This is a genomic window from Modestobacter sp. SYSU DS0904 (assembly GCF_054051115.1).
In genome coordinates, this window is record NZ_JBJHAQ010000021.1 from 1 (window position 1) to 16,663 (window position 16,663).

At 74.2% G+C, this 16,663-nt stretch carries 18 protein-coding genes and 1 pseudogene; 7 read left to right on the forward strand and 12 right to left on the reverse strand.

Going from position 1 to position 16,663, the window contains the following annotated elements; all coding sequences use genetic code 11:
* Nucleotides 1-113 precede the first annotated feature (113 nt).
* The 5 genes from kamE to ACI79U_RS13975 all read left to right on the forward strand — a co-directional run bounded on the left by kamE (nucleotide 114) and on the right by ACI79U_RS13975 (nucleotide 4,825).
* Nucleotides 114-872: a lysine 5,6-aminomutase subunit beta gene (gene kamE / locus ACI79U_RS13955; protein ID WP_457069966.1), complete on the forward strand. Its 759-nt coding sequence runs from the start codon at nucleotides 114-116 to the stop codon at nucleotides 870-872.
* Nucleotides 869-1,264: a 3-aminobutyryl-CoA ammonia lyase gene (kal, locus tag ACI79U_RS13960; protein ID WP_457069964.1), complete on the forward strand. Its 396-nt coding sequence runs from the start codon at nucleotides 869-871 to the stop codon at nucleotides 1,262-1,264. Before kamE ends, kal begins: the two co-directional genes overlap by 4 nt.
* Before the next feature lie 469 nt (nucleotides 1,265-1,733).
* Nucleotides 1,734-3,389: an apolipoprotein N-acyltransferase gene (gene lnt, locus ACI79U_RS13965; protein WP_457072660.1), complete on the forward strand. Its 1,656-nt coding sequence runs from the start codon at nucleotides 1,734-1,736 to the stop codon at nucleotides 3,387-3,389.
* Entirely contained in the window at nucleotides 3,386-4,186 is an 801-nt protein-coding gene (locus ACI79U_RS13970) for a polyprenol monophosphomannose synthase (protein ID WP_457069961.1), read from the forward strand. Before lnt ends, ACI79U_RS13970 begins: the two co-directional genes overlap by 4 nt.
* Before the next feature lie 42 nt (nucleotides 4,187-4,228).
* Nucleotides 4,229-4,825, forward strand: a complete 597-nt coding sequence (locus ACI79U_RS13975; RefSeq protein WP_457069960.1) for an FxsA family protein — start codon at nucleotides 4,229-4,231, stop codon at nucleotides 4,823-4,825.
* 129 nt (nucleotides 4,826-4,954) lie between these two features.
* Here ACI79U_RS13975 and ACI79U_RS13980 read toward each other — a convergent pair whose 3' ends face one another.
* The 5 genes from ACI79U_RS13980 to ACI79U_RS14000 form a co-directional block, all read right to left on the reverse strand.
* On the reverse strand, nucleotides 4,955-5,299 hold the full coding sequence (locus ACI79U_RS13980; protein ID WP_153361160.1) for an RNA polymerase-binding protein RbpA: 345 nt from the start codon (nucleotides 5,297-5,299) through the stop codon (nucleotides 4,955-4,957).
* A gap of 195 nt (nucleotides 5,300-5,494) precedes the next feature.
* A complete protein-coding gene (locus tag ACI79U_RS13985) occupies nucleotides 5,495-6,232 on the reverse strand; it encodes a thymidine kinase (RefSeq protein WP_457069957.1) in 738 nt (245 codons plus the stop codon).
* Nucleotides 6,229-7,605 (reverse strand): MFS transporter, encoded by a 1,377-nt coding sequence (locus ACI79U_RS13990; protein WP_457069955.1) that lies wholly within the window; start codon nucleotides 7,603-7,605, stop codon nucleotides 6,229-6,231. The genes ACI79U_RS13985 and ACI79U_RS13990 overlap by 4 nt, the downstream gene beginning before the upstream one ends.
* Before the next feature lie 52 nt (nucleotides 7,606-7,657).
* The gene (locus ACI79U_RS13995; RefSeq protein WP_457069953.1) at nucleotides 7,658-8,557 is read right to left on the reverse strand and encodes a lysophospholipid acyltransferase family protein; all 900 of its coding nucleotides are present in this window, start codon (nucleotides 8,555-8,557) and stop codon (nucleotides 7,658-7,660) included.
* On the reverse strand, nucleotides 8,554-9,330 hold the full coding sequence (locus tag ACI79U_RS14000; protein ID WP_457069951.1) for a glycerophosphodiester phosphodiesterase: 777 nt from the start codon (nucleotides 9,328-9,330) through the stop codon (nucleotides 8,554-8,556). The genes ACI79U_RS13995 and ACI79U_RS14000 overlap by 4 nt, the downstream gene beginning before the upstream one ends.
* Nucleotides 9,331-9,542: 212 nt before the next feature.
* Here ACI79U_RS14000 and ACI79U_RS14005 point away from each other — a divergent pair, with 212 nt between their 5' ends.
* On the forward strand, nucleotides 9,543-9,842 hold the full coding sequence (locus ACI79U_RS14005) for a hypothetical protein (protein ID WP_457069949.1): 300 nt from the start codon (nucleotides 9,543-9,545) through the stop codon (nucleotides 9,840-9,842).
* 91 nt (nucleotides 9,843-9,933) lie between these two features.
* On the opposite strand, the gene ACI79U_RS14010 is transcribed toward ACI79U_RS14005, so the two are convergent.
* From ACI79U_RS14010 to ACI79U_RS14030, 5 genes and pseudogenes are all read right to left on the reverse strand, one after another.
* Complete coding sequence (locus tag ACI79U_RS14010) at nucleotides 9,934-10,173, reverse strand: hypothetical protein (RefSeq protein WP_457069947.1); 240 nt, start codon at nucleotides 10,171-10,173, stop codon at nucleotides 9,934-9,936.
* Between the two features lie 417 nt (nucleotides 10,174-10,590).
* A complete protein-coding gene (locus ACI79U_RS14015; RefSeq protein ID WP_457069945.1) occupies nucleotides 10,591-11,193 on the reverse strand; it encodes a TIGR03086 family metal-binding protein in 603 nt (200 codons plus the stop codon).
* A gap of 9 nt (nucleotides 11,194-11,202) precedes the next feature.
* Nucleotides 11,203-12,054: an ArsR/SmtB family transcription factor gene (locus ACI79U_RS14020; protein ID WP_457072804.1), complete on the reverse strand. Its 852-nt coding sequence runs from the start codon at nucleotides 12,052-12,054 to the stop codon at nucleotides 11,203-11,205.
* 56 nt (nucleotides 12,055-12,110) lie between these two features.
* The gene (locus tag ACI79U_RS14025; protein WP_457069941.1) at nucleotides 12,111-12,377 is read right to left on the reverse strand and encodes an isochorismatase family protein; all 267 of its coding nucleotides are present in this window, start codon (nucleotides 12,375-12,377) and stop codon (nucleotides 12,111-12,113) included.
* A 64-nt stretch (nucleotides 12,378-12,441) separates the two neighbouring features.
* A pseudogene (locus ACI79U_RS14030) lies at nucleotides 12,442-12,666 on the reverse strand (isochorismatase family protein); the annotation flags it as partial.
* Nucleotides 12,667-12,999: 333 nt separating this feature from the next.
* Here ACI79U_RS14030 and ACI79U_RS14035 point away from each other — a divergent pair.
* Nucleotides 13,000-14,790, forward strand: coding sequence for a glycoside hydrolase family 15 protein (locus ACI79U_RS14035; RefSeq protein WP_457069939.1), 1,791 nt, complete (start codon nucleotides 13,000-13,002; stop codon nucleotides 14,788-14,790).
* A gap of 41 nt (nucleotides 14,791-14,831) precedes the next feature.
* Here ACI79U_RS14035 and ACI79U_RS14040 read toward each other — a convergent pair whose 3' ends face one another.
* Together ACI79U_RS14040 and ACI79U_RS14045 are read right to left on the reverse strand one after the other, a co-directional pair.
* A complete protein-coding gene (locus ACI79U_RS14040; RefSeq protein WP_457069937.1) occupies nucleotides 14,832-15,617 on the reverse strand; it encodes a hypothetical protein in 786 nt (261 codons plus the stop codon).
* The gene (locus tag ACI79U_RS14045) at nucleotides 15,614-16,525 is read right to left on the reverse strand and encodes an ABC transporter ATP-binding protein (RefSeq protein ID WP_457069936.1); all 912 of its coding nucleotides are present in this window, start codon (nucleotides 16,523-16,525) and stop codon (nucleotides 15,614-15,616) included. The genes ACI79U_RS14040 and ACI79U_RS14045 overlap by 4 nt, the downstream gene beginning before the upstream one ends.
* Nucleotides 16,526-16,663: the final 138 nt, after the last annotated feature.

Consider the following 16,663-nt stretch of genomic DNA (forward strand, 5'->3'; position numbering starts at 1 on the left):
CCCCCACCCCCCCCCGCCCCCCCCCCCCCCCCCCCCCCCCCCCCCCCCCCCCCCCCCCCCCCCCCCCCCCCCCCCCCCCCCCCCCCCCCCCCCCCGAGACCGGGGGCGGGAGCGTGGTCCGGCCGTACGGGGACACCACCGGCGACGGCATGGTGCAGACGTCGTTCACCCTGCCGGTGCCACCTGGGCCCAGGGCCGAGGGGGCCGCGCTGCAGCTGGCGCAGAAGATGGGCATCGAACCGGCGATGGTGGTGCACAGCACCGGCATCGGTGGTGCGGGCGGGCCGGCGGGCGAGGGCGCCGCCTACACCTTCTTCGTCGTCTACGGCAGCGTCCGGCACCTGGTCGACCTCGACGCCGTCCAGGTCGAGGAGCGCCCCTACCCGCTGCTGTCGCCGAGCGAGGTGAACGCCGCGATCAAGACCCGGCTGCGCCGCAGCCTCGTCGTCCTCGGCGCCTGCATCGGCACCGACGCGCACACCGTGGGGATCGACGCGATCCTCAACCTCAAGGGCTTCGCGGGGGAGAAGGGCCTGGAGTACTACCGCGAGCTGCAGGTGGCCAACCTCGGTGCGCAGGTCGGCGTGGCCGAGCTGGTCCGTGCGGCCCGGTCCCGGCGGGCCGACGCCGTGCTGGTCTCCCAGGTGGTCACCCAGCGGGACGCCCACCTGCGCAACACCCGCGAGCTCGCCGGCGCGTTCCGCGAGGCGATGGGGGAGTCCCGGCCGCTGCTGGTGGTCGGCGGCCCCCGGTTCGACCCGGCGATGGCCGCCGAGCTCGGCGTGGACAAGGTCTTCGGCCGGGGGACGACGCCCGGCGAGGTCGCCAGCTATCTCGTGCACGCCCTGGTCCCCGAGGAGGCAGCCCCGTGACCGACGCCCGGGTCGGACTGACCGTCACCCACCGCCGCTACGTCGCGCACGCGCACGCCCACTACGGCGGCGACCTCGTCGACGGGGCCTACACGCTGGGCCTGTTCGGCGACGTCGCCACCGAGGTCGCGATCCGCGCCGACGGGGACGAGGGGCTGCTGGCCGGCTATTCGGACGTCCGGTTCCTCGCCCCGGTGCAGGCCGGCGACGTGCTGGAGGCCTCCTGCGAGATCGTGCGGGTGGGCCGGCGGAGCCGGGAGCTGCGCTGCTGGGCGGAGGTCGTCGCGCGCGCGGAGCCCTCCCGCGGCGCGTCCGCGGCCCGGGTGCTCGACCCGCCGCTGCGGGTGGTCGAGGCGGTCGCGACGCTGGTGGTCCCGGCCCCCACCACCTGAGCCCCCACCACCTGAGCACCCGGCGACCGGACCCGCCGTGTCGACTTGGCGACACGGCGACACGGGAGCGAGTCGCCTTGTCGACCTGGCACGCCGTCGCCAGGTAACGATGGGGTAACGGTCCGACCCGTTCGTCACCGGCGGGCCCCCGGTGGTTCCCTCACGCGTCGCCGGTCCCTAGTGTCGGCGCGGTCGCCCCGGGCAGACCGGACCGCAGTCCGGTCCCGCCCTCCGGGGCCCCGCGTCACCAGACAACGGCGCAGCGGTCGCACCCAGCCGCCGCTGCACCGGCCCGAAGGCGCGGGGCCCCAGGGCCGGCCAACAGGGCCGACCGGCAGGACCGGCCGGGACGGCGTCCCGGGATGGGATGCTGGAGGGAGGTCGCCGCACCCGGTGCGGCGACCCCCGGCCCCGTTCCCACGCGGCCGACCCATCTCCCGGACCGTCGTCCGGGTCAGCGCGGAGGGCGGTGGCGCCGACAGTGGCGGTGAGCGGCACGGTGACGGCGGACCCGGCCGAGGTCCCGGCCGGACGGCCGGCGCCCGCGCGCACCCGGCGGTGGCCCGCACGGCTGCCCTGGCGCACCGCGGTCGCCGCGCTCGGTGGGCTGGCCGTCTACCTGGCGTTCCCCGCGCACGACCTGTCCGCCCTCGCCGTGCTCGGCCCGGCCGCACTGGCGCTCGCCGTCCACGGCCAGCGGGTCCGCGGCGGCCTGTGGCTGGGCCTGGTCCTCGGGCTGGTCACGATGGTGCCGCTGCTGTCCTGGAGCGGGATCTACGTCGGCTCCTTCCCGTGGCTGGCGCTCGCGGTCACCGAGGCCGCCTACTTCGCACTGCTCGGCGGCGCGACGGCGCTCACCTCCCGGCTGCCCGGGTGGCCGGTGTGGGCCGCGGCGCTGTGGGTCGCCCAGGAGGCACTGCGCGGTCGCTGGCCGCTGGGCGGCTTCCCCTGGGGCCGGCTCGGCTTCAGCCAGGCGGAGGGACCGTTCACCGCGCTGGCCGCCTACGGCGGGGTGCCGCTGGTCAGCTTCGCCGTGGCCCTCACCGGGACGCTGCTGGCCGCCGCCGCCATCCGGGCGCTGGGCGCGGGGTCGGCGAGGCGCGCGGGAGAGGGGAGGAGCCGCCGGACGGCGCTGCGTTCCGCCGCCGTCCTGGCCGTGGCCGCCCTCGCCGTGCCCGCCGTCGGTGCACTCGCCTGGCTGCCACTGGCCGGGTCCTCGCTCACCGAGGGCGGCCCGACCCGAACCGTGGCCGTGATCCAGGGGAACGTGCCGCGCGCCGGCCTGGACTTCAACGCCCAGCGCCGGGCGGTGCTGGACAACCACGCGGCCGAGACGGTCCGGCTGGCCGACGCCGTCGCCGCAGGCGTGACCGCCCAGCCGGACCTGGTCATCTGGCCGGAGAACAGCTCCGACATCGACCCGTACACCAACGCCGACGCCGCGCGGGTGATCAGCCGCGCCGCGGCGGCCATCGACGCGCCGATCCTGGTCGGCGCCGTGGTCCAGGGCCCGGGGCGGTTCATCTCCAACACCGGCATCGTCTGGGACCCGGTCACCGGCCCGGGGGAGACCTACGTCAAGCGGCACCCCGTCCCGCTCGCGGAGTACGTGCCGGCCCGTCCGTTCTTCCGCTTCTTCAGCCCCCTGGTCGACCGGGTCACCGACTTCGTGCACGGCACCGAGGTGGGCACGCTGGACATCGGCGGAGCCCGGGTCGGCGACGTCATCTGCTTCGAGGTGGCCTACGACGGGCTGGTCGCCGACGTCGTGGACGACGGGGCGGGGATGATCGTGGTGCAGACCAACAACGCCACCTTCGGCTACACCGACGAGACCGAGCAGCAGCTGGCGATGGGCCGGCTCCGCGCGGTCGAGTTCGGCCGGACCGTGGTGGTGGCCGCGACGAGCGGGGTCAGCGCCATCATCGCCCCGGACGGCTCGCTCGCGCACCGCTCGGAGCTGTTCACCGCCGACTCCTTCGTCGAGCCGATCGCCCAACGCGACCAGCGCACCGTCGCCCAGCGGCTCGGCGCCGCACCGGAGTGGGTGCTCACCGCGGTCGGCGTGGGCGCCGTGCTGACCGCCGTCGGCACGGGCCTGGCCCGCCGGCGGAGCGCCCGGTGACGGCAGCGGCAGCGCCCGGACCGGTGCTCGTGGTGATCCCCACCTACGAGGAGGTGGGCAGCCTCGGCACGGTGCTGGACCGGCTGCACGCCGCCGTCCCGGCGGCCCACGTGCTGGTCGTCGACGACGCCTCACCGGACGGCACCGGCGAGCTGGCCGACGCCCGGGCCGCCGCCGACGACCGGGTGCACGTGCTGCACCGGGCCGGCAAGCAGGGGCTCGGCCCGGCCTACGTCGCCGGCTTCCGCTGGGCCGCCGAGCACGGCTACGCCGTGGTGGTCGAGATGGACGCCGACGGGTCGCACCCCCCGGAGCGGCTGCCCGCCCTGCTGGCCGCACTCGCCGACGCCGACCTGGTGCTCGGGTCGCGCTGGGTGCCGGGCGGGCGGGTGCAGGACTGGCCGCGTCGTCGCCAGGCCATCTCCCGCATCGGCAACCTCTACACCCGCTGGGCGCTGCGGCTGCCGCTGGCCGACGCGACCGGCGGTTTCCGGGCGGCCCGTGCCGACCTGCTGGCCCGGCTGCCGTTCGACCAGGTGGCCAGCCAGGGCTACTGCTTCCAGGTCGACTGGGCCTGGCGGGCGGTACGCGCCGGCGCCCGGGTGGCGGAGGTGCCGATCACCTTCACCGAACGCACGGTGGGCCGGAGCAAGATGAGCGGCTCGATCGTTGGGGAGGCGTTGGCGCGGGTCACCTGGTGGGGCGTGCTCGACCGGCTGGCCGACCGGCTGCCCGGACGGGTGCCCCGTCCGGTGCCCGCGCACAGCCGCGACGGGCGGACACGGGCGCTCCAGTAGGAGCGCCGGCCGCCCGCCTCCGCGGCAGGAGAGGAGAGAGACATGGCCATGGGCTCCGCGATCGGCGGGAGCACCCCGCGGCGGCGACCGTCCTCACGCTGGCGGACGGCGGTGGGGCTCGGCGCGCTGGCCGAGGTCGTCGTCTTCGTGCTCGTCGCCGCCTGGATCGGCGTCGGGTGGACGCTGCTGCTGGCGCTGGCGACCAGCGCCCTGGGCGGCCTGCTGCTGGCGCGTCAGGGCACCCGTGCGCTCACCGAGCTGCGGCTGCGGGCCGAGGAGCACCGTGCGCCGGGTCGCGCTCTGGGCGACGCCGGCCTGGTCGCCCTCGGCGGGCTGCTGATGGTGCTGCCCGGCTTCATCGGCGACCTGCTCGGGCTGATGTGCCTGCTGCCGGGCACCCGGGCGCTGCCGCGGGCGCTGATCGCCCGGGGGGTCGCGCGGCGGCTGCCCGACCGCTGGCTGGGGCCGGTGCGGGTACGGGCCACCCGGACCGTCGACGGGACGGTCGCCGACACCCCGGCCGACGAACACCGGGCCGACCAGCACCGGGCCGACGTGTACCGCGCGGGCCCGGCGCACCGGGTGATCGAGGGCCGGGTCGTCGAGGGTGAGGTCGAGGACGGGCCCGCCGGTCGCTGACCCGGCCCCGGACGCGGAACGGCCCCGGTGGGAGATCTCCCACCGGGGCCGTACGCAAGATGCTGGAACGGCCCGCCTCCAGGGGCCCGCCGCGAGCTCGCGGGCGGTGGGGAGGAGGCGGGCCCTTCTTCAGCTGGCGCGGGTGCGCCGCCCGCGGAGCACCTCGAGGCGCTCGGCGAGCACCTCCTCGAGGTCGTCCACCGAACGGCGCTCCAGGAGCATGTCCCAGTGCGTGCGCGGGGGCTTGACCTTCTTGGGGGCGGGCTCGGATCCACCGACCAGCTTGGCCGCCGACCCGTCGTACTTGCACTCCCAGGTGTCGGGGAGCTCCGCGTCGTCGGCGAAGGGCACCGTCACGAGGTGGCCCTGAGCACACTTGTACTCGGCGTACTGCCGCTCGATGGGCGCGGTGTTGCGCTCGGTCTCATAGCTCACGCTGCCCAGTCGGCTTCCGCGCAGGGATCGCTCGCCCATGGCACACCGTCCTCTCGTGCTGATCTCGGTCTGGTCTGGGACTGCCCGGACGGCCGACTGCTCACGCATCCGGCTCGGGGTGTCGCAGAGGTCAACGACAGATGACGGAAGGAGATTCCGTGTCGTTCGACTGCTCATCATCGCATGGAGTGATGAACCAACGTTCAACCACCCCGGCGGGGGAGGGGAGGCAGCTCAGCGGAGGGCCAGCTGCCCCGGTCCGGTGGGGGTGGGGCCCAGCTGTCCGCGCGCGTGGTGGCGGCGGCAGAGCACCTGGTAGCGCACGGCCGGCTCCCCGGTGGCGCCGTCCGGCGCGGCGGCGGGCTCGGTGTCGGCGACGACGACGGTGGCGCCCTCGCGGACCATCGCCCCGTCGACCACCCGCGCGTTGAGCAGGCCCGGCAGCCCGCACCAGCACAGCACCACGACCTGCACGCGCTGGACGTCGTCGGCGAGCTCGAACAACCGCTGGGTGCCGGGGAAGAGCCGGGCCCGGAAGTCGGTGGTCAGCCCGAAGGCGAAGACGTCGACGTGGGACTCGTCGACCAGCTCGGCCAGCTGCTCGACCTGCGCGCCGGTGAGGAACTGCGCCTCGTCCACGATCAGGTAGTCGACCCGTTGGCCGGCCGCCCACCGGTCGCGGACCAGCAGCCGCACGTCGGTGCCGGTGCCGACCTCCACCGCGGTCCGGCACAGGCCCACCCGGGAGCTGATCTGCGCAGCACCGGAGCGGTCGCCCTGCGTGAGCAGCAGCCCGTGGCGGCCCTGCCGGCTCTGGTTGTGGTCCACCTGCAGCGCCAGGGTCGACTTGCCGCAGTCCATCGGGCCGTGGAAGAAGGTCAGGTGCGCCGGAGCCGGGTGCCGACGCCGGTCGCCGGCGACGGGTACCACCTCGATCGGGTCGATCGGATCGTCCAGGGGGGCGGGTGTCACAAACGCTCCGGAGGGGTGTTGCCGGCTTCGACGATCGCCCGGCGCATGTCCAGCCGGGCCAGCAGGAAGCCGCCGAGGACGAAGAAGAAGACCAGGCTGAAGATCGCGTACCGGTAGGAGTCGGTCAGCTGGTAGGTCAGCGCGAACAGGAAGGGGCCCAGCCAGCTGGTGCCGCGGTCGCTGAGCTCGTAGAAGCCGAAGTACTCGGCCTCCTTGCCCGGCGGGATCAGCTGGCTGAACAGCGACCGGGACAGTGCCTGGGTGCCGCCGAGCACGAACCCGATGACCACGGCGAGCAGGTAGAACTGCATCGCCGCCCCGGCCTGCACGAAGTAGGCGGCCACCAGCACACCGGTCCACACCACCAGGCCGCCGAGCACGGTGCGCTTGGCGCCGATCACCGCGGCGATCCGGCCCATCCCGATCGCGCCGAAGAAGGCGACCACCTGCACCAGCAGGATGGTCGAGACCAGGGTCGTCTGGGAGAGCTCGAGCTCCTCGGCGCCGTACTGGGCCGAGACGCCGATGATCGTCTGCACGCCGTCGTTGAACAGCAGGTAGGCGCCGAGGAACCACAGGGTCAGCCGGTAGCGGCGCATGTCCCGCAGGGTGGCGGCCAGCTGCCGGAAGCCACCCGACAGCGCGCCGCCGCCGGCCGGGACGACGGCGGACTCCCGCGGCCGGCGGTTGCGCAGCAGCGAGACGCTGACCACGGTGAACCCGGCCCACCAGATGCCCGCCGAGGCCAGGCAGATCCGCACCGCCTCGCCCTCGGTCAGCCCGAGGGCCTCGTACTGGGTGAACAGCGCCAGGTTCGCCGCGAGCAGCAGCGCACCGCCGAGGTAGCCGAAGGCCCACCCGCGGCTGGAGACGGCGTCCCGCTCGTCGGGGCCGGCCAGGTCGGGCAGCCAGGAGTAGTAGACGACGGTGGCGGCGCCGAAGCAGAGGTTGGCGGCGACGAACAGCACCGCACCCAGCAGGTAGCGCTCCCCGGCGACGAAGAACATCGCCGTGGTGGCCAGCGAGCCGACGGTGGCGAAACCCGCCAGCAGCTGGCGCTTGCGACCGCTGCGGTCGGCGATCGCCCCGGTGATCGGCAGCACGAGCACCTGGAGCACCACCGACAGCGACAGCACGTACCCGAAGTAGCTGCCCGACGGCATGCTGATCCCCAGCGGGTGGATCCGGCCCTCGGCGTCGGCGGCCGCCTCGGCGATCGAGGTGAGGTACGGGGCCAGGAAGACCGTCGTCACCGAGGTGTTGAAGACCGACATCGCCCAGTCGTAGGAGTACCAGCCGGCGCGTTCCCGGCGCAGCGCCCGGTCGGCGCGGGGGACGGCGGACCCGGCGGGCGCGGTCGGTGCGTCGGTCACGGGCGCAGGGTGTCAGCCGCGTGGGAGCGGGTCCAGCACCGGAGGCCGTGCCTCACGGGATGTCCTCGGGCACCACACCACCGGGGAAGGCGGCCACCGCGCTGGTGGGCCGGGTGGGGTCGACGAACGCGATCCGGTCGGTCGGCTGCCCGGCCCGCAGCGGAGCCAGGCCGCGGGTCAGCGCCGCGGCGATCCGCACCCGGGCCCGGTTGGCGTCACCGACCCGGCCCGGGTCCAGGTCCTCGAAGAACACCGGGGCGCCGATGTGCACCCGCAGCGCGGGCTGCCGCCACAGTGCCCGCAGCAGCGTGCGCAGCTTCCCCCAGTCGTTGGCGTACTGCAGCACCTCGTGGGCGCCCCACTGGCTGACCGGGATGACCGGGACGTCGGCGGCCAGCGCCATCCGGGCCAGCCCCGTGCGCCCGCGCTCCGGCCACCCGTCGGCGGTCAGCCCGACCCGCCCCTCGGGGTAGGCGACCACGTGGCCGCCGGCGGCCAGCGCCACCCGGGTGACGCGCAGCGCGTGCGCGGCGACGTCGGTGCCCCGGTCGACCCGGATCCCGCCGGCCCGCTCCAGCAGCGCGCCGGCCACCGGGGCGGTCATGATGCCGCGGGTCGCCATGAACCGGGGCGTGACGCCGGCCCGGTGCAGCGCCGCGGCGACGACGACGGTGTCGAAGTCGCCGATGTGGTTGGCCGCCAGCAGCAACGGGCCGTCCAGCCACTCCTCGGGGATGCCGCCGGTGACCTCCAGGCGACCGATGACGCCGGGCACCCGGTGCAGGCTGCGCAGCAGGGCACGCCAGAGCCACCACGGCGGCGCGGCCGCGATGGCCAGCTCCCGGGCGAACCAGTCGGGGTCCTCGGGGCCGACCAGCTCAGCCAGCTCCGGGGGCAGCGGCGGAGCCGCAGGTCGCCAGGACCGGACGCGGGCGGCCAGCCGGCCGGTCACGCGCCGGTCCACTGCCCGCGGGCGACCAGTACGTCCCGGAGCATCGCCGGACGGTCGGTCATCACCCCGTCGACGCCCAGGTCCAGCAGCTGCTTGGCATCGGCCTCGTCGTCGACGGTCCACACGTGTACCTGCAGGCTGCGGGCGTGTGCGGCCTCGATGAACCGCTCGTCGACCAGCGGACGACCGCCGAGAGCGAGCGGCACCTGGGCGCAGCCGGCCTGGATGCGGACCAGCCCCGCGGCCCGGGGCGAGTAGGAGGACAGCCGCAGGGCGGCGACGCCCTTGGGCCCCAGCGAGGTACAGACGTCGGGGCCGAACATCCGGCGGGCGGCGGCGACCCGGGCGTCGGAGAACGAACCCAGGCAGATCCGGTCCTCCATGTTCAGCCGACGCACGGTGCGCACCAGCGGGGCGAGCACCCCGGCGGCCTTGATGTCGAGGTTGAAGCGGACGTCCGGCCAGGCACCCATCAGGTCCTCCAGCGCCAGGATCGGCTCGCGGCCGCCGATCAGCGCGGGCTGGACCTCGCTCCAGCGGAGGCTCTCCACCCGCCCGGTGCGGTCGGTCACCCGGTCCAGGGTGGCGTCGTGGAAGGCGATCGGGACGCCGTCGGAGGTGACACGGACGTCGGTCTCCAGGTACCGGTAGCCCAGCGCCACACAGGCCTCGAAGGCGCTCGGGGTGTTCTCCAGATGGTCGATGGCGCCACCCCGGTGGGCCATCGCCAGGGGAGTGGGCCCGTCGAGGAAGGCGTAACGCGGGCCGGACACGGCATCACGCTAGCGGCGTCCCCCGGCGGCCCCGCGCAGGGTGCCGGGCGTGCGCGATGGGCGACCACGGGCGTGTCCCCCGGGAGCTGTCGGACCGGCCGTCTACCGTCTCGCTCGTGGGGGTCGAGCAGCACACCGGATCCCGTCCGGTACACCGGCAGCAGCGCGACGGCGACGAACGCCGCTGCGGGTGGTGCCGCACCCTGCTCCCGGTGCAGGAGTCCGTGGGGCGGCCCCGGTTGTACTGCGGCCAGGCGTGCCGGCAACGCGCCTACGAGCAGCGCTCCGCCAGCGCCAAGGCCGGTCTGTCCGACGACGTCGTGCTGGTGACCCGCGCCGAGCTCGACGCCCTGCAGGACCGGCTCTACCAGCTCCGCTGCGCGATCGAGGACGTGCAGACGACGCTGACGGAGAAGCCGACCAAGGCCGAGCTGGCACGCTCGCTCGAGGAACTGGTGCGTTCGACCGGCCGGCTGGACCGGCTCTGGCTCAACGGGCGCAGCGCCGGCTGACCGAGCCCAGCCAGGTGCCCCGATGACGAATCGTCACAGTGACGCAAGTCACCGAATGTCCCGACAGCCCCGGGGGAGCGGCAACTCTCCGTCAGTTGTCGCCGCTGTCCTCGTTGCGCTCCCCGATGCCCTCGCCGTCGCTGGTGTCGGGGAGGCCACCCTGCGACGGGTCGCCGGGCTCGTTGCCCGAGGTGTTGGTGCTCTCGTCGTCGGTCGTGCCGTCGTTGCGCTCGACACCGCCGCCGGCGGCGCTGCAGGCGGTCAGCACCGTCGGGCCACCGGCCAGGGTCAGTGCGACGAACAGAGCGGCCACCGGGCGTCGGATCCTCATGACCCGACCATAAGGACGCATGGCGCGGGCCGCCCGTCGAGACCTGTCCACCCGTCATTTCGTCATCGTGACGCAACACCGGGTGGGCAGGTGGACCAGGGGAGGGCGACCCCGACGGTCCACCGACCCTCCGAGCAGCTCGGGTCATGATCCACACGACGCCGAGGTGCCCAGGAGGACAAGATCATCTAGGAACGGCCGGCCCGGCGGTAGACCGTCGGGAGTTCGCCAGCCGCCACGAACCCGACAGCGCGGGAGTCACGAGCGTGGGGGTCGGACGTCGACGACGCCGTCGCGTCGTGGCGAGAACGAACACCGGTGCACGAGGCGAGCCGACAGACCGGCGAGCGAGAGCCCACCAGAACCGACCCGACCCCTCTCGGGCAGCTCACGCGTGCGCCGATAATCGACATTATGTCAAGTACTGGAGATCGACCGACTCCACCGGACCGGATCCCGTCCCACGAAGGCCACCAGACGGTCGACGGACGACGCCTCCGGCCAGGGCTCGACCCGGGCGGCGAACGACGTCCCGCGGGAGCCGTCGTCGAGCAGCCCACTAGCCAGGCTCAGCACGTCCTCGGCCAGGTCCGGCGGCAGCTGGCCCGCCCGGCCTCGTGCCGCGGCGACGTCCCAGCCGTGGACGGTGAACTCGATGGCGGAAGCCCGCGCCGCGGCGACGACCCGCTCCGCCGGCTGGTCGTGGCTCCCCCGCCGGCCGGCCGCCTGGAGCTGGTCGAGCAGGTCCCGGACCCGCTCGCAGGTGCGGGCGACCGGGTCCCCGTCGGACGACCCCGGCGACCCGGGCAGGTCCAGCCGGCCGGTCGCGAGCAGGCCGGCGAGGGCAGCGGCGACGTCGGCCAGGTGCGCGACCACGGCGGACACGTCCCAGCCGGTGCACGGCGTCGGCCGGTCGAGGTCGCCGGTGCGGAGGGCCCCGAGCTCCCCCAGGGCGTACCGACCGGCTCGTGCGGACAGCGCGACGGCAGCCGGGAGCACATCCCGGCCGGACTCGGTCACGTCGGTGGCTCAGGCGTCCGCGTGGGCGCGACCGCCGGTCACCGGCGCCATCCCCCAGGGCTCCACCGGGAGCACCTGACCGGTCTCCAGGAGCGACTTGAGGTTCGCCAGCACCGCCGGCCAGCCGTGCGAGACGCCATCGCGGCCGGCCTGATCGGCGAAGCGCTCGTGGGTGACGGTGAGCCGGACGATCCCCTCGTGCGGCTCGACCAGGAAGGTCACGATCGAGGGCTCCCCCGCCGGCTCGGCGTCCGGGTCGGCCGCCGACTCCTGGAACGTGACCACCAGGCGGGTCGGCGGCGTCGACTCCAGCACGCGCCCGGCGACGTCCACCTTGCCCGAGCCGTCGGTGCGCCGGTGCTCCCAGGTCGACCCGGTCTGCCAGTCGGAGACGTTGGCGTGCCCCCAGTAGCGGGCGGTCAGGTCGGCGTCGGTCAGCGCGTGCCACACCTGCTCGGCGCTCGCGCGGATGTAGGTGACGTACACGTAGTCGGGGACCCGTGCGGTGCCGGTGCTCGTGGCCATGGCCTGCTCCTCTGCCTGTTGCGTGATCGCGCTGATGGCGGAAAGCCGGGGCCGGTCGAAGGCCGAGATCCAGCGCTCCTGGATCTGGTGGATCGGCACCGGGTTGAGGTGGTGCAGCCGTTCCCGCCCCCGCCGGACGACGGTGACGAGGTTGGCGCGGTGCAGGACGTCGAGGTGCTGGGTCGCCGACTGCCGGGCCATGTCCAGGTGCGCGCAGAGCTCACCGAGGGTCTGCCCGTCCCGCTCCCGCAGCTGGTCGAGCAGCCGCCGCCGGGTCGGGTCGGCGAGCGCCTTGAAGACCGGGTCCATCCCGCTCGTCCCCGCATCCACGGGCATCATCATGCAGGTATTCGCCTGCATGTGTCAACGAACCGTCCGGTAGCCGCCACAGCTCAGCCGCGGAAGGACACGTCCCGCGTCTCCACCACCCCCGCGGTGCGGCCGGGCGCTGCTTGGAACTGCCAGTAGAGGTTGGTGTGCGCGATGACCTGCTCGACCGGCGGGGCACCCCAGGCGCTCTCGTCGCCGGCGGTGTGCGCGTCGCCCACCAGCGTGACGTCGTAGCCGCGGGTGAAGGCACCGTGGATCGTCGACCGGATGCAGGCGTCGGACTCCGCACCGGCCACGACCAGGCGGCCCACGGCGAGGTCGGCCAGCACGTCCTTCGAGGTCGGTGCCCTCGAAGGAGTCGCCGTAGGACTTGTGCACCAGGGGTTCGGACTCCCGGCGGGACAGTTCGGGGACGTACTGCCAGGCGTCGCTCTCCCGCGCCAGCTCCTCGTCCGAGTGCTGCACCCAGACGACCGGCACACCCTCGTCACGGGCCTTGTCGACGAGGCCACCGATGGCAGCGACCACCTCGTCGCGCCGGTGCGCACCCTCGACCACGCCGTTCTGCACGTCGATGACGACGAGGGCGGTGGTGGAGCGGTCGGGCAGCGTGGTCATGGCGGTCTCCCCTGCTGGTCAGCGGCTCGTGCGACGTCGCTGACGCTAGACCGGGCCACCGACGGATCCGCCCCTCCAGCGCCCGGCCGACGACCCGCCTCGAGGGCCCGCGAGGGGTTCCGACGACACGCGCGCCGGCGCGCTGGGGGCCTCCCCTCCCCCAAGGGCTGGTTGTTGCCATTTGTCAATATTCGTTGGGTTGTTGGGGATAACGGTCGTACCTCCGAAGGACGCGGGTTTGCCGGGCAGGTCAGGTCGGTAGGTGCGTCAAGGCGTCGTCCGTGCGCCACCGGTGCGGCCCAGCCCCGGCCACCCACCCCCAGGAGGACGACCATGCCCAGCCGGATCGAGGACTACGGCCTGATCGGCGACCTGCAGACCGCCGCACTGGTCGGCAAGGACGGCTCGATCGACTGGCTCTGCCTGCCCTCGTTCGACTCCGCGGCCTGCTTCGCCGCGTTGTTGGGCGACGAGCGCAACGGGCGGTGGCAGCTCGCCCCGGCCTCCGGCGGTACCTGCACCCGGCGACGGTACCGGGGCGACTCGCTGGTGCTGGAGACCGAGTGGGAGACCCCGACCGGCACGGTGCGGGTGGTCGACTTCATGCCGCCGCGGGGCGAGAGCCCGGACGTCGTCCGGATCGTCGAGGGGGTGTCCGGCCGGGTCCCGATGCGGCTGGACCTGGTGCTCCGGTTCGACTACGGCCACCTGGTGCCCTGGGTGCGTTCGGTGGCCGGCTGCCTGGTCGCCGTCGCCGGACCGGACGCGGTCTCCCTGACCACGCCCGTCGCGCTGCACGGGCAGGACCACACCACCTCGGCCGAGTTCGAGGTCGCCGCCGGGGAGCGGGTCCCGTTCGTGCTCACCCACCACGCGTCGCACCTGCCGCCGCCGGAGCCGGTCGACGCCGAGGAGGCGCTCACCAGCACGGAGGAGTTCTGGGCCGAGTGGATCGGCCAGTGCACCTACGACGGCGAGTGGGGCCCGGCGGTCCGCCGTTCGCTGATCACCCTGAAGGCGCTGACCTACCGCCCCACCGGGGGGATCGTGGCCGCCGCGACCACCTCGCTGCCCGAGGAGCTCGGCGGCAGCCGCAACTGGGACTACCGGTACTGCTGGCTGCGCGACGCGGCGTTCACCCTGCAGGCACTGCTCGGCACCGGCTACCTCGAGGAGGCGCGCGCCTGGCGGGAGTGGCTGCTGCGCGCCGTCGCCGGCGACCCCGCCGACCTCCGCATCATGTACGCGCTGGACGGGTCCCGGCGGATCCCGGAGTACGAGCTGCCGTGGCTGCCCGGCTACGAGGGCTCGGCCCCGGTGCGGGTGGGCAACGCGGCCGCCGGGCAGTTCCAGCTCGACGTCTGGGGTGAGCTGCTGGACGGCCTGCACCTGGCCCGTGAGTCCGGCCTCTCCCCCACTGCTGACGCCTGGGCGGTGCAGAAGGAGCTGCTGGCCTTCCTGGAGGGCGTGTGGGACACCCCCGACAGCAGCCTGTGGGAGGTCCGCGGTGAGCCCCGGCACTTCGTGCACTCCAAGGTGCTCGCCTGGGCCGGGGTCAACGGTGCGATCGAGGCGGTGGAGCGGCACGGCCTGGACGGGCCAGTCGACCGCTGGCGGGAGCTACGCCAGCGGATCCACGACGATGTCTGCGCCCGCGGCTACGACCCCGAGCGGCGGACGTTCACCCAGTTCTACGGCTCCGAAGGGCTGGACGCCGCGCTGCTGCTGATCCCGCAGGTGGGCTTCCTGCCCTGGGACGACGAGCGGGTGGTGGGCACCGTGGAGGCGGTCCAGCGCGAGCTCACCTCCGACGGCTTCCTGCTCCGGTACCACACCCATGCCGACGGCCGGGTCGACGGACTGCCGGGTGACGAGGCGCCGTTCCTGCTGTGCAGCTTCTGGCTGGCCGACGCGCTCAACGGCATCGGCCGCACCACCGAGGCGCGGGAGCTGTTCGAGCGGCTCCTCGGCCTGGGCAACGACCTCGGCCTGATGAGCGAGGAGTACGACCCGCGCACCGGCCGGCACCTGGGGAACACCCCGCAGGCGTTCAGCCACGTCGGCCTGGTGAACACCGCCCGGCACCTCAGCGGGCAGGTGCGGATGCCCGGCGAGCACGCCTGAGCCGGCCGGCGGCGGGAGTTCATCCCGCCGCCGGCCCGGGGTCAGGCGATCTCGCTCCGCTGGATCTGGAGCCAGCCCAGGACCATCGGCAGCGCGACCCACAGCGCCGCCGAGGTGCCGAACTGCGCCCAGCCCTGCCCGTCCAGCCCCTCCTCGAACAGCGGCATCGACGTCGTCGACAGGTCCAGCCAGTCGCTCACCCAGTTCAGCGCGGGCACCAGGCCGACCAGGATGCTGAACACCGTCGGCAGCACGAAGAACAGCACGATCGCCAGTGGCGAGCTGAGCAGCAGCATGCCGAACGCGACACCGGCCAGCACCGTCACCACCTGCGCGACGAGCACCTGACCCACCAGCGCGGCGCTGATGCCCCAGTCCATCTCCGTTTCGGTGAACACCGGGGTCAGCACCGTGGCCAACGCGGAGGCCAGGGCCGCGACGACCACGCCGAGCACGGCGAGCAGTGCGGCGGCGAGCACCTTCGCGACGAGCACCCGGGATCGTCGCGGCACCAGGGTGAACGTCGTCATCGCGGTGCGCTGCGACCACTCGCTGGTGACCAGCAGGATGCCCAGGACCGGCAGCAGGATGCTGATCGGCAACTGGGTGAAGCCGAAGTGGTCGGGGAACGTCTTCGGGATGTCCGGGACGAACAGGGAGAGCGCGACGACGGCGAGCACGGCCAGGCCGATGACGATCAGCAGCCAGCGTCCGGCGCGGGTGTCGTAGGACTTGCGCAGCTCCACCCGGACCAGCGTGGCCAGGGACGGTGCGCTGGGCGCCGCCCCGGTCCGGGGGCGCTCGGTGTCCAGGGTCGCGGTGCTCATGCCAGCACCTCCTGGACCTGCTGGCCGTTGCCGGAGCCGGTGAGCGACCGGAAGAGGTCCTCCAGCCCCGCTCCCCCGGCCGGCCCCAGCTCGGTGACGACGACGCCCGCCGCCGCCACCGCCTGACCGACGGCGAGCGCCTCGGCGTCGGCCACCAGGGCGTCGTCCGGGCCGGGTGAGACGCCGATGCCGGCGGACTCCAGCGCCTTGGCCAACAGGGCCCGGTCGGGGCTGCGGACCAGCGTGCCGCCGGTGCCGGCGAGCAGCTCGGCCTTGCTCCCCTGCGCCACGACCCGTCCGCCGGTGATGACGACGAACTCGTCGGCGACCGCCTCGACCTCGTGCAGCAGGTGGGAGGAGAGCAGCACCGTGCCGCCGCGGTCGGCGAAGCCGCGCAGCAGGCCGCGCATCCAGAAGATGCCCTCGGGGTCCAGCCCGTTGGCCGGCTCGTCGAGCACCAGCACCTGCGGGTCACCGAGCAGCGCCGTCGCCAGGCCCAGCCGCTGGCGCATCCCGAGCGAGTAGTTGCCCAGCCGCTTCCCCGCCGGTCGGCCGGCCAGCCCCACCCGGCCGAGCACCTCGTCGACCCGATCCTGGCCGACGCCGAGGACCATCGCCGACAGGGTCAGCACCTCCCGTCCCGTGCGGCCGGCGTGCTGCGCGCCCGCGTCGAGCAGCACCCCCACCTCACGGCCGGCGTTGGGCAGCTCGCGGTAGTGCTTGCCGTTGAACGTCGCCGTGCCGCTGGTCGGGGTGGCCAGGCCGACCAGGGCCCGCATGGTGGTCGACTTGCCGGCGCCGTTGGGCCCGAGGAAGCCGGTGACCGTGCCCGGCCTGCAGGTGAAGGACACGTCGGAGACGGCGACCTGCGCGCCGTACCTCTTCGTCAGGTTCTCGATCGTGATCATGATCCAGACCCTGCTCCGGCCGACCGGCCGTGCGCATCGGCCGGAAGTAGCCGATCACCCACGAGGCCCTCCCGACGGCGACCGGGAGGTGGACCTTGGTCGGTTCCAGCAGCACCCCGCGGCCCGTAGCCTCCGGGA

Bases quoted from the DNA above. Each gene is read 5' to 3' on its own strand.
- ACI79U_RS14010 (WP_457069947.1), bottom strand. From the start codon at position 10,173: ATGAGGATCCGACGCCCGGTGGCCGCTCTGTTCGTCGCACTGACCCTG.
- ACI79U_RS13975 (WP_457069960.1), top strand. From the start codon at position 4,229: ATGGCCATGGGCTCCGCGATCGGCGGGAGCACCCCGCGGCGGCGACCG.
- ACI79U_RS13980 (WP_153361160.1), bottom strand. From the start codon at position 5,299: ATGGGCGAGCGATCCCTGCGCGGAAGCCGACTGGGCAGCGTGAGCTAT.
- ACI79U_RS14040 (WP_457069937.1), bottom strand. From the start codon at position 15,617: ATGAGCACCGCGACCCTGGACACCGAGCGCCCCCGGACCGGGGCGGCG.
- ACI79U_RS14035 (WP_457069939.1), top strand. From the start codon at position 13,000: ATGCCCAGCCGGATCGAGGACTACGGCCTGATCGGCGACCTGCAGACC.
- ACI79U_RS14045 (WP_457069936.1), bottom strand. From the start codon at position 16,525: ATGATCACGATCGAGAACCTGACGAAGAGGTACGGCGCGCAGGTCGCC.
- ACI79U_RS14020 (WP_457072804.1), bottom strand. From the start codon at position 12,054: ATGCCCGTGGATGCGGGGACGAGCGGGATGGACCCGGTCTTCAAGGCG.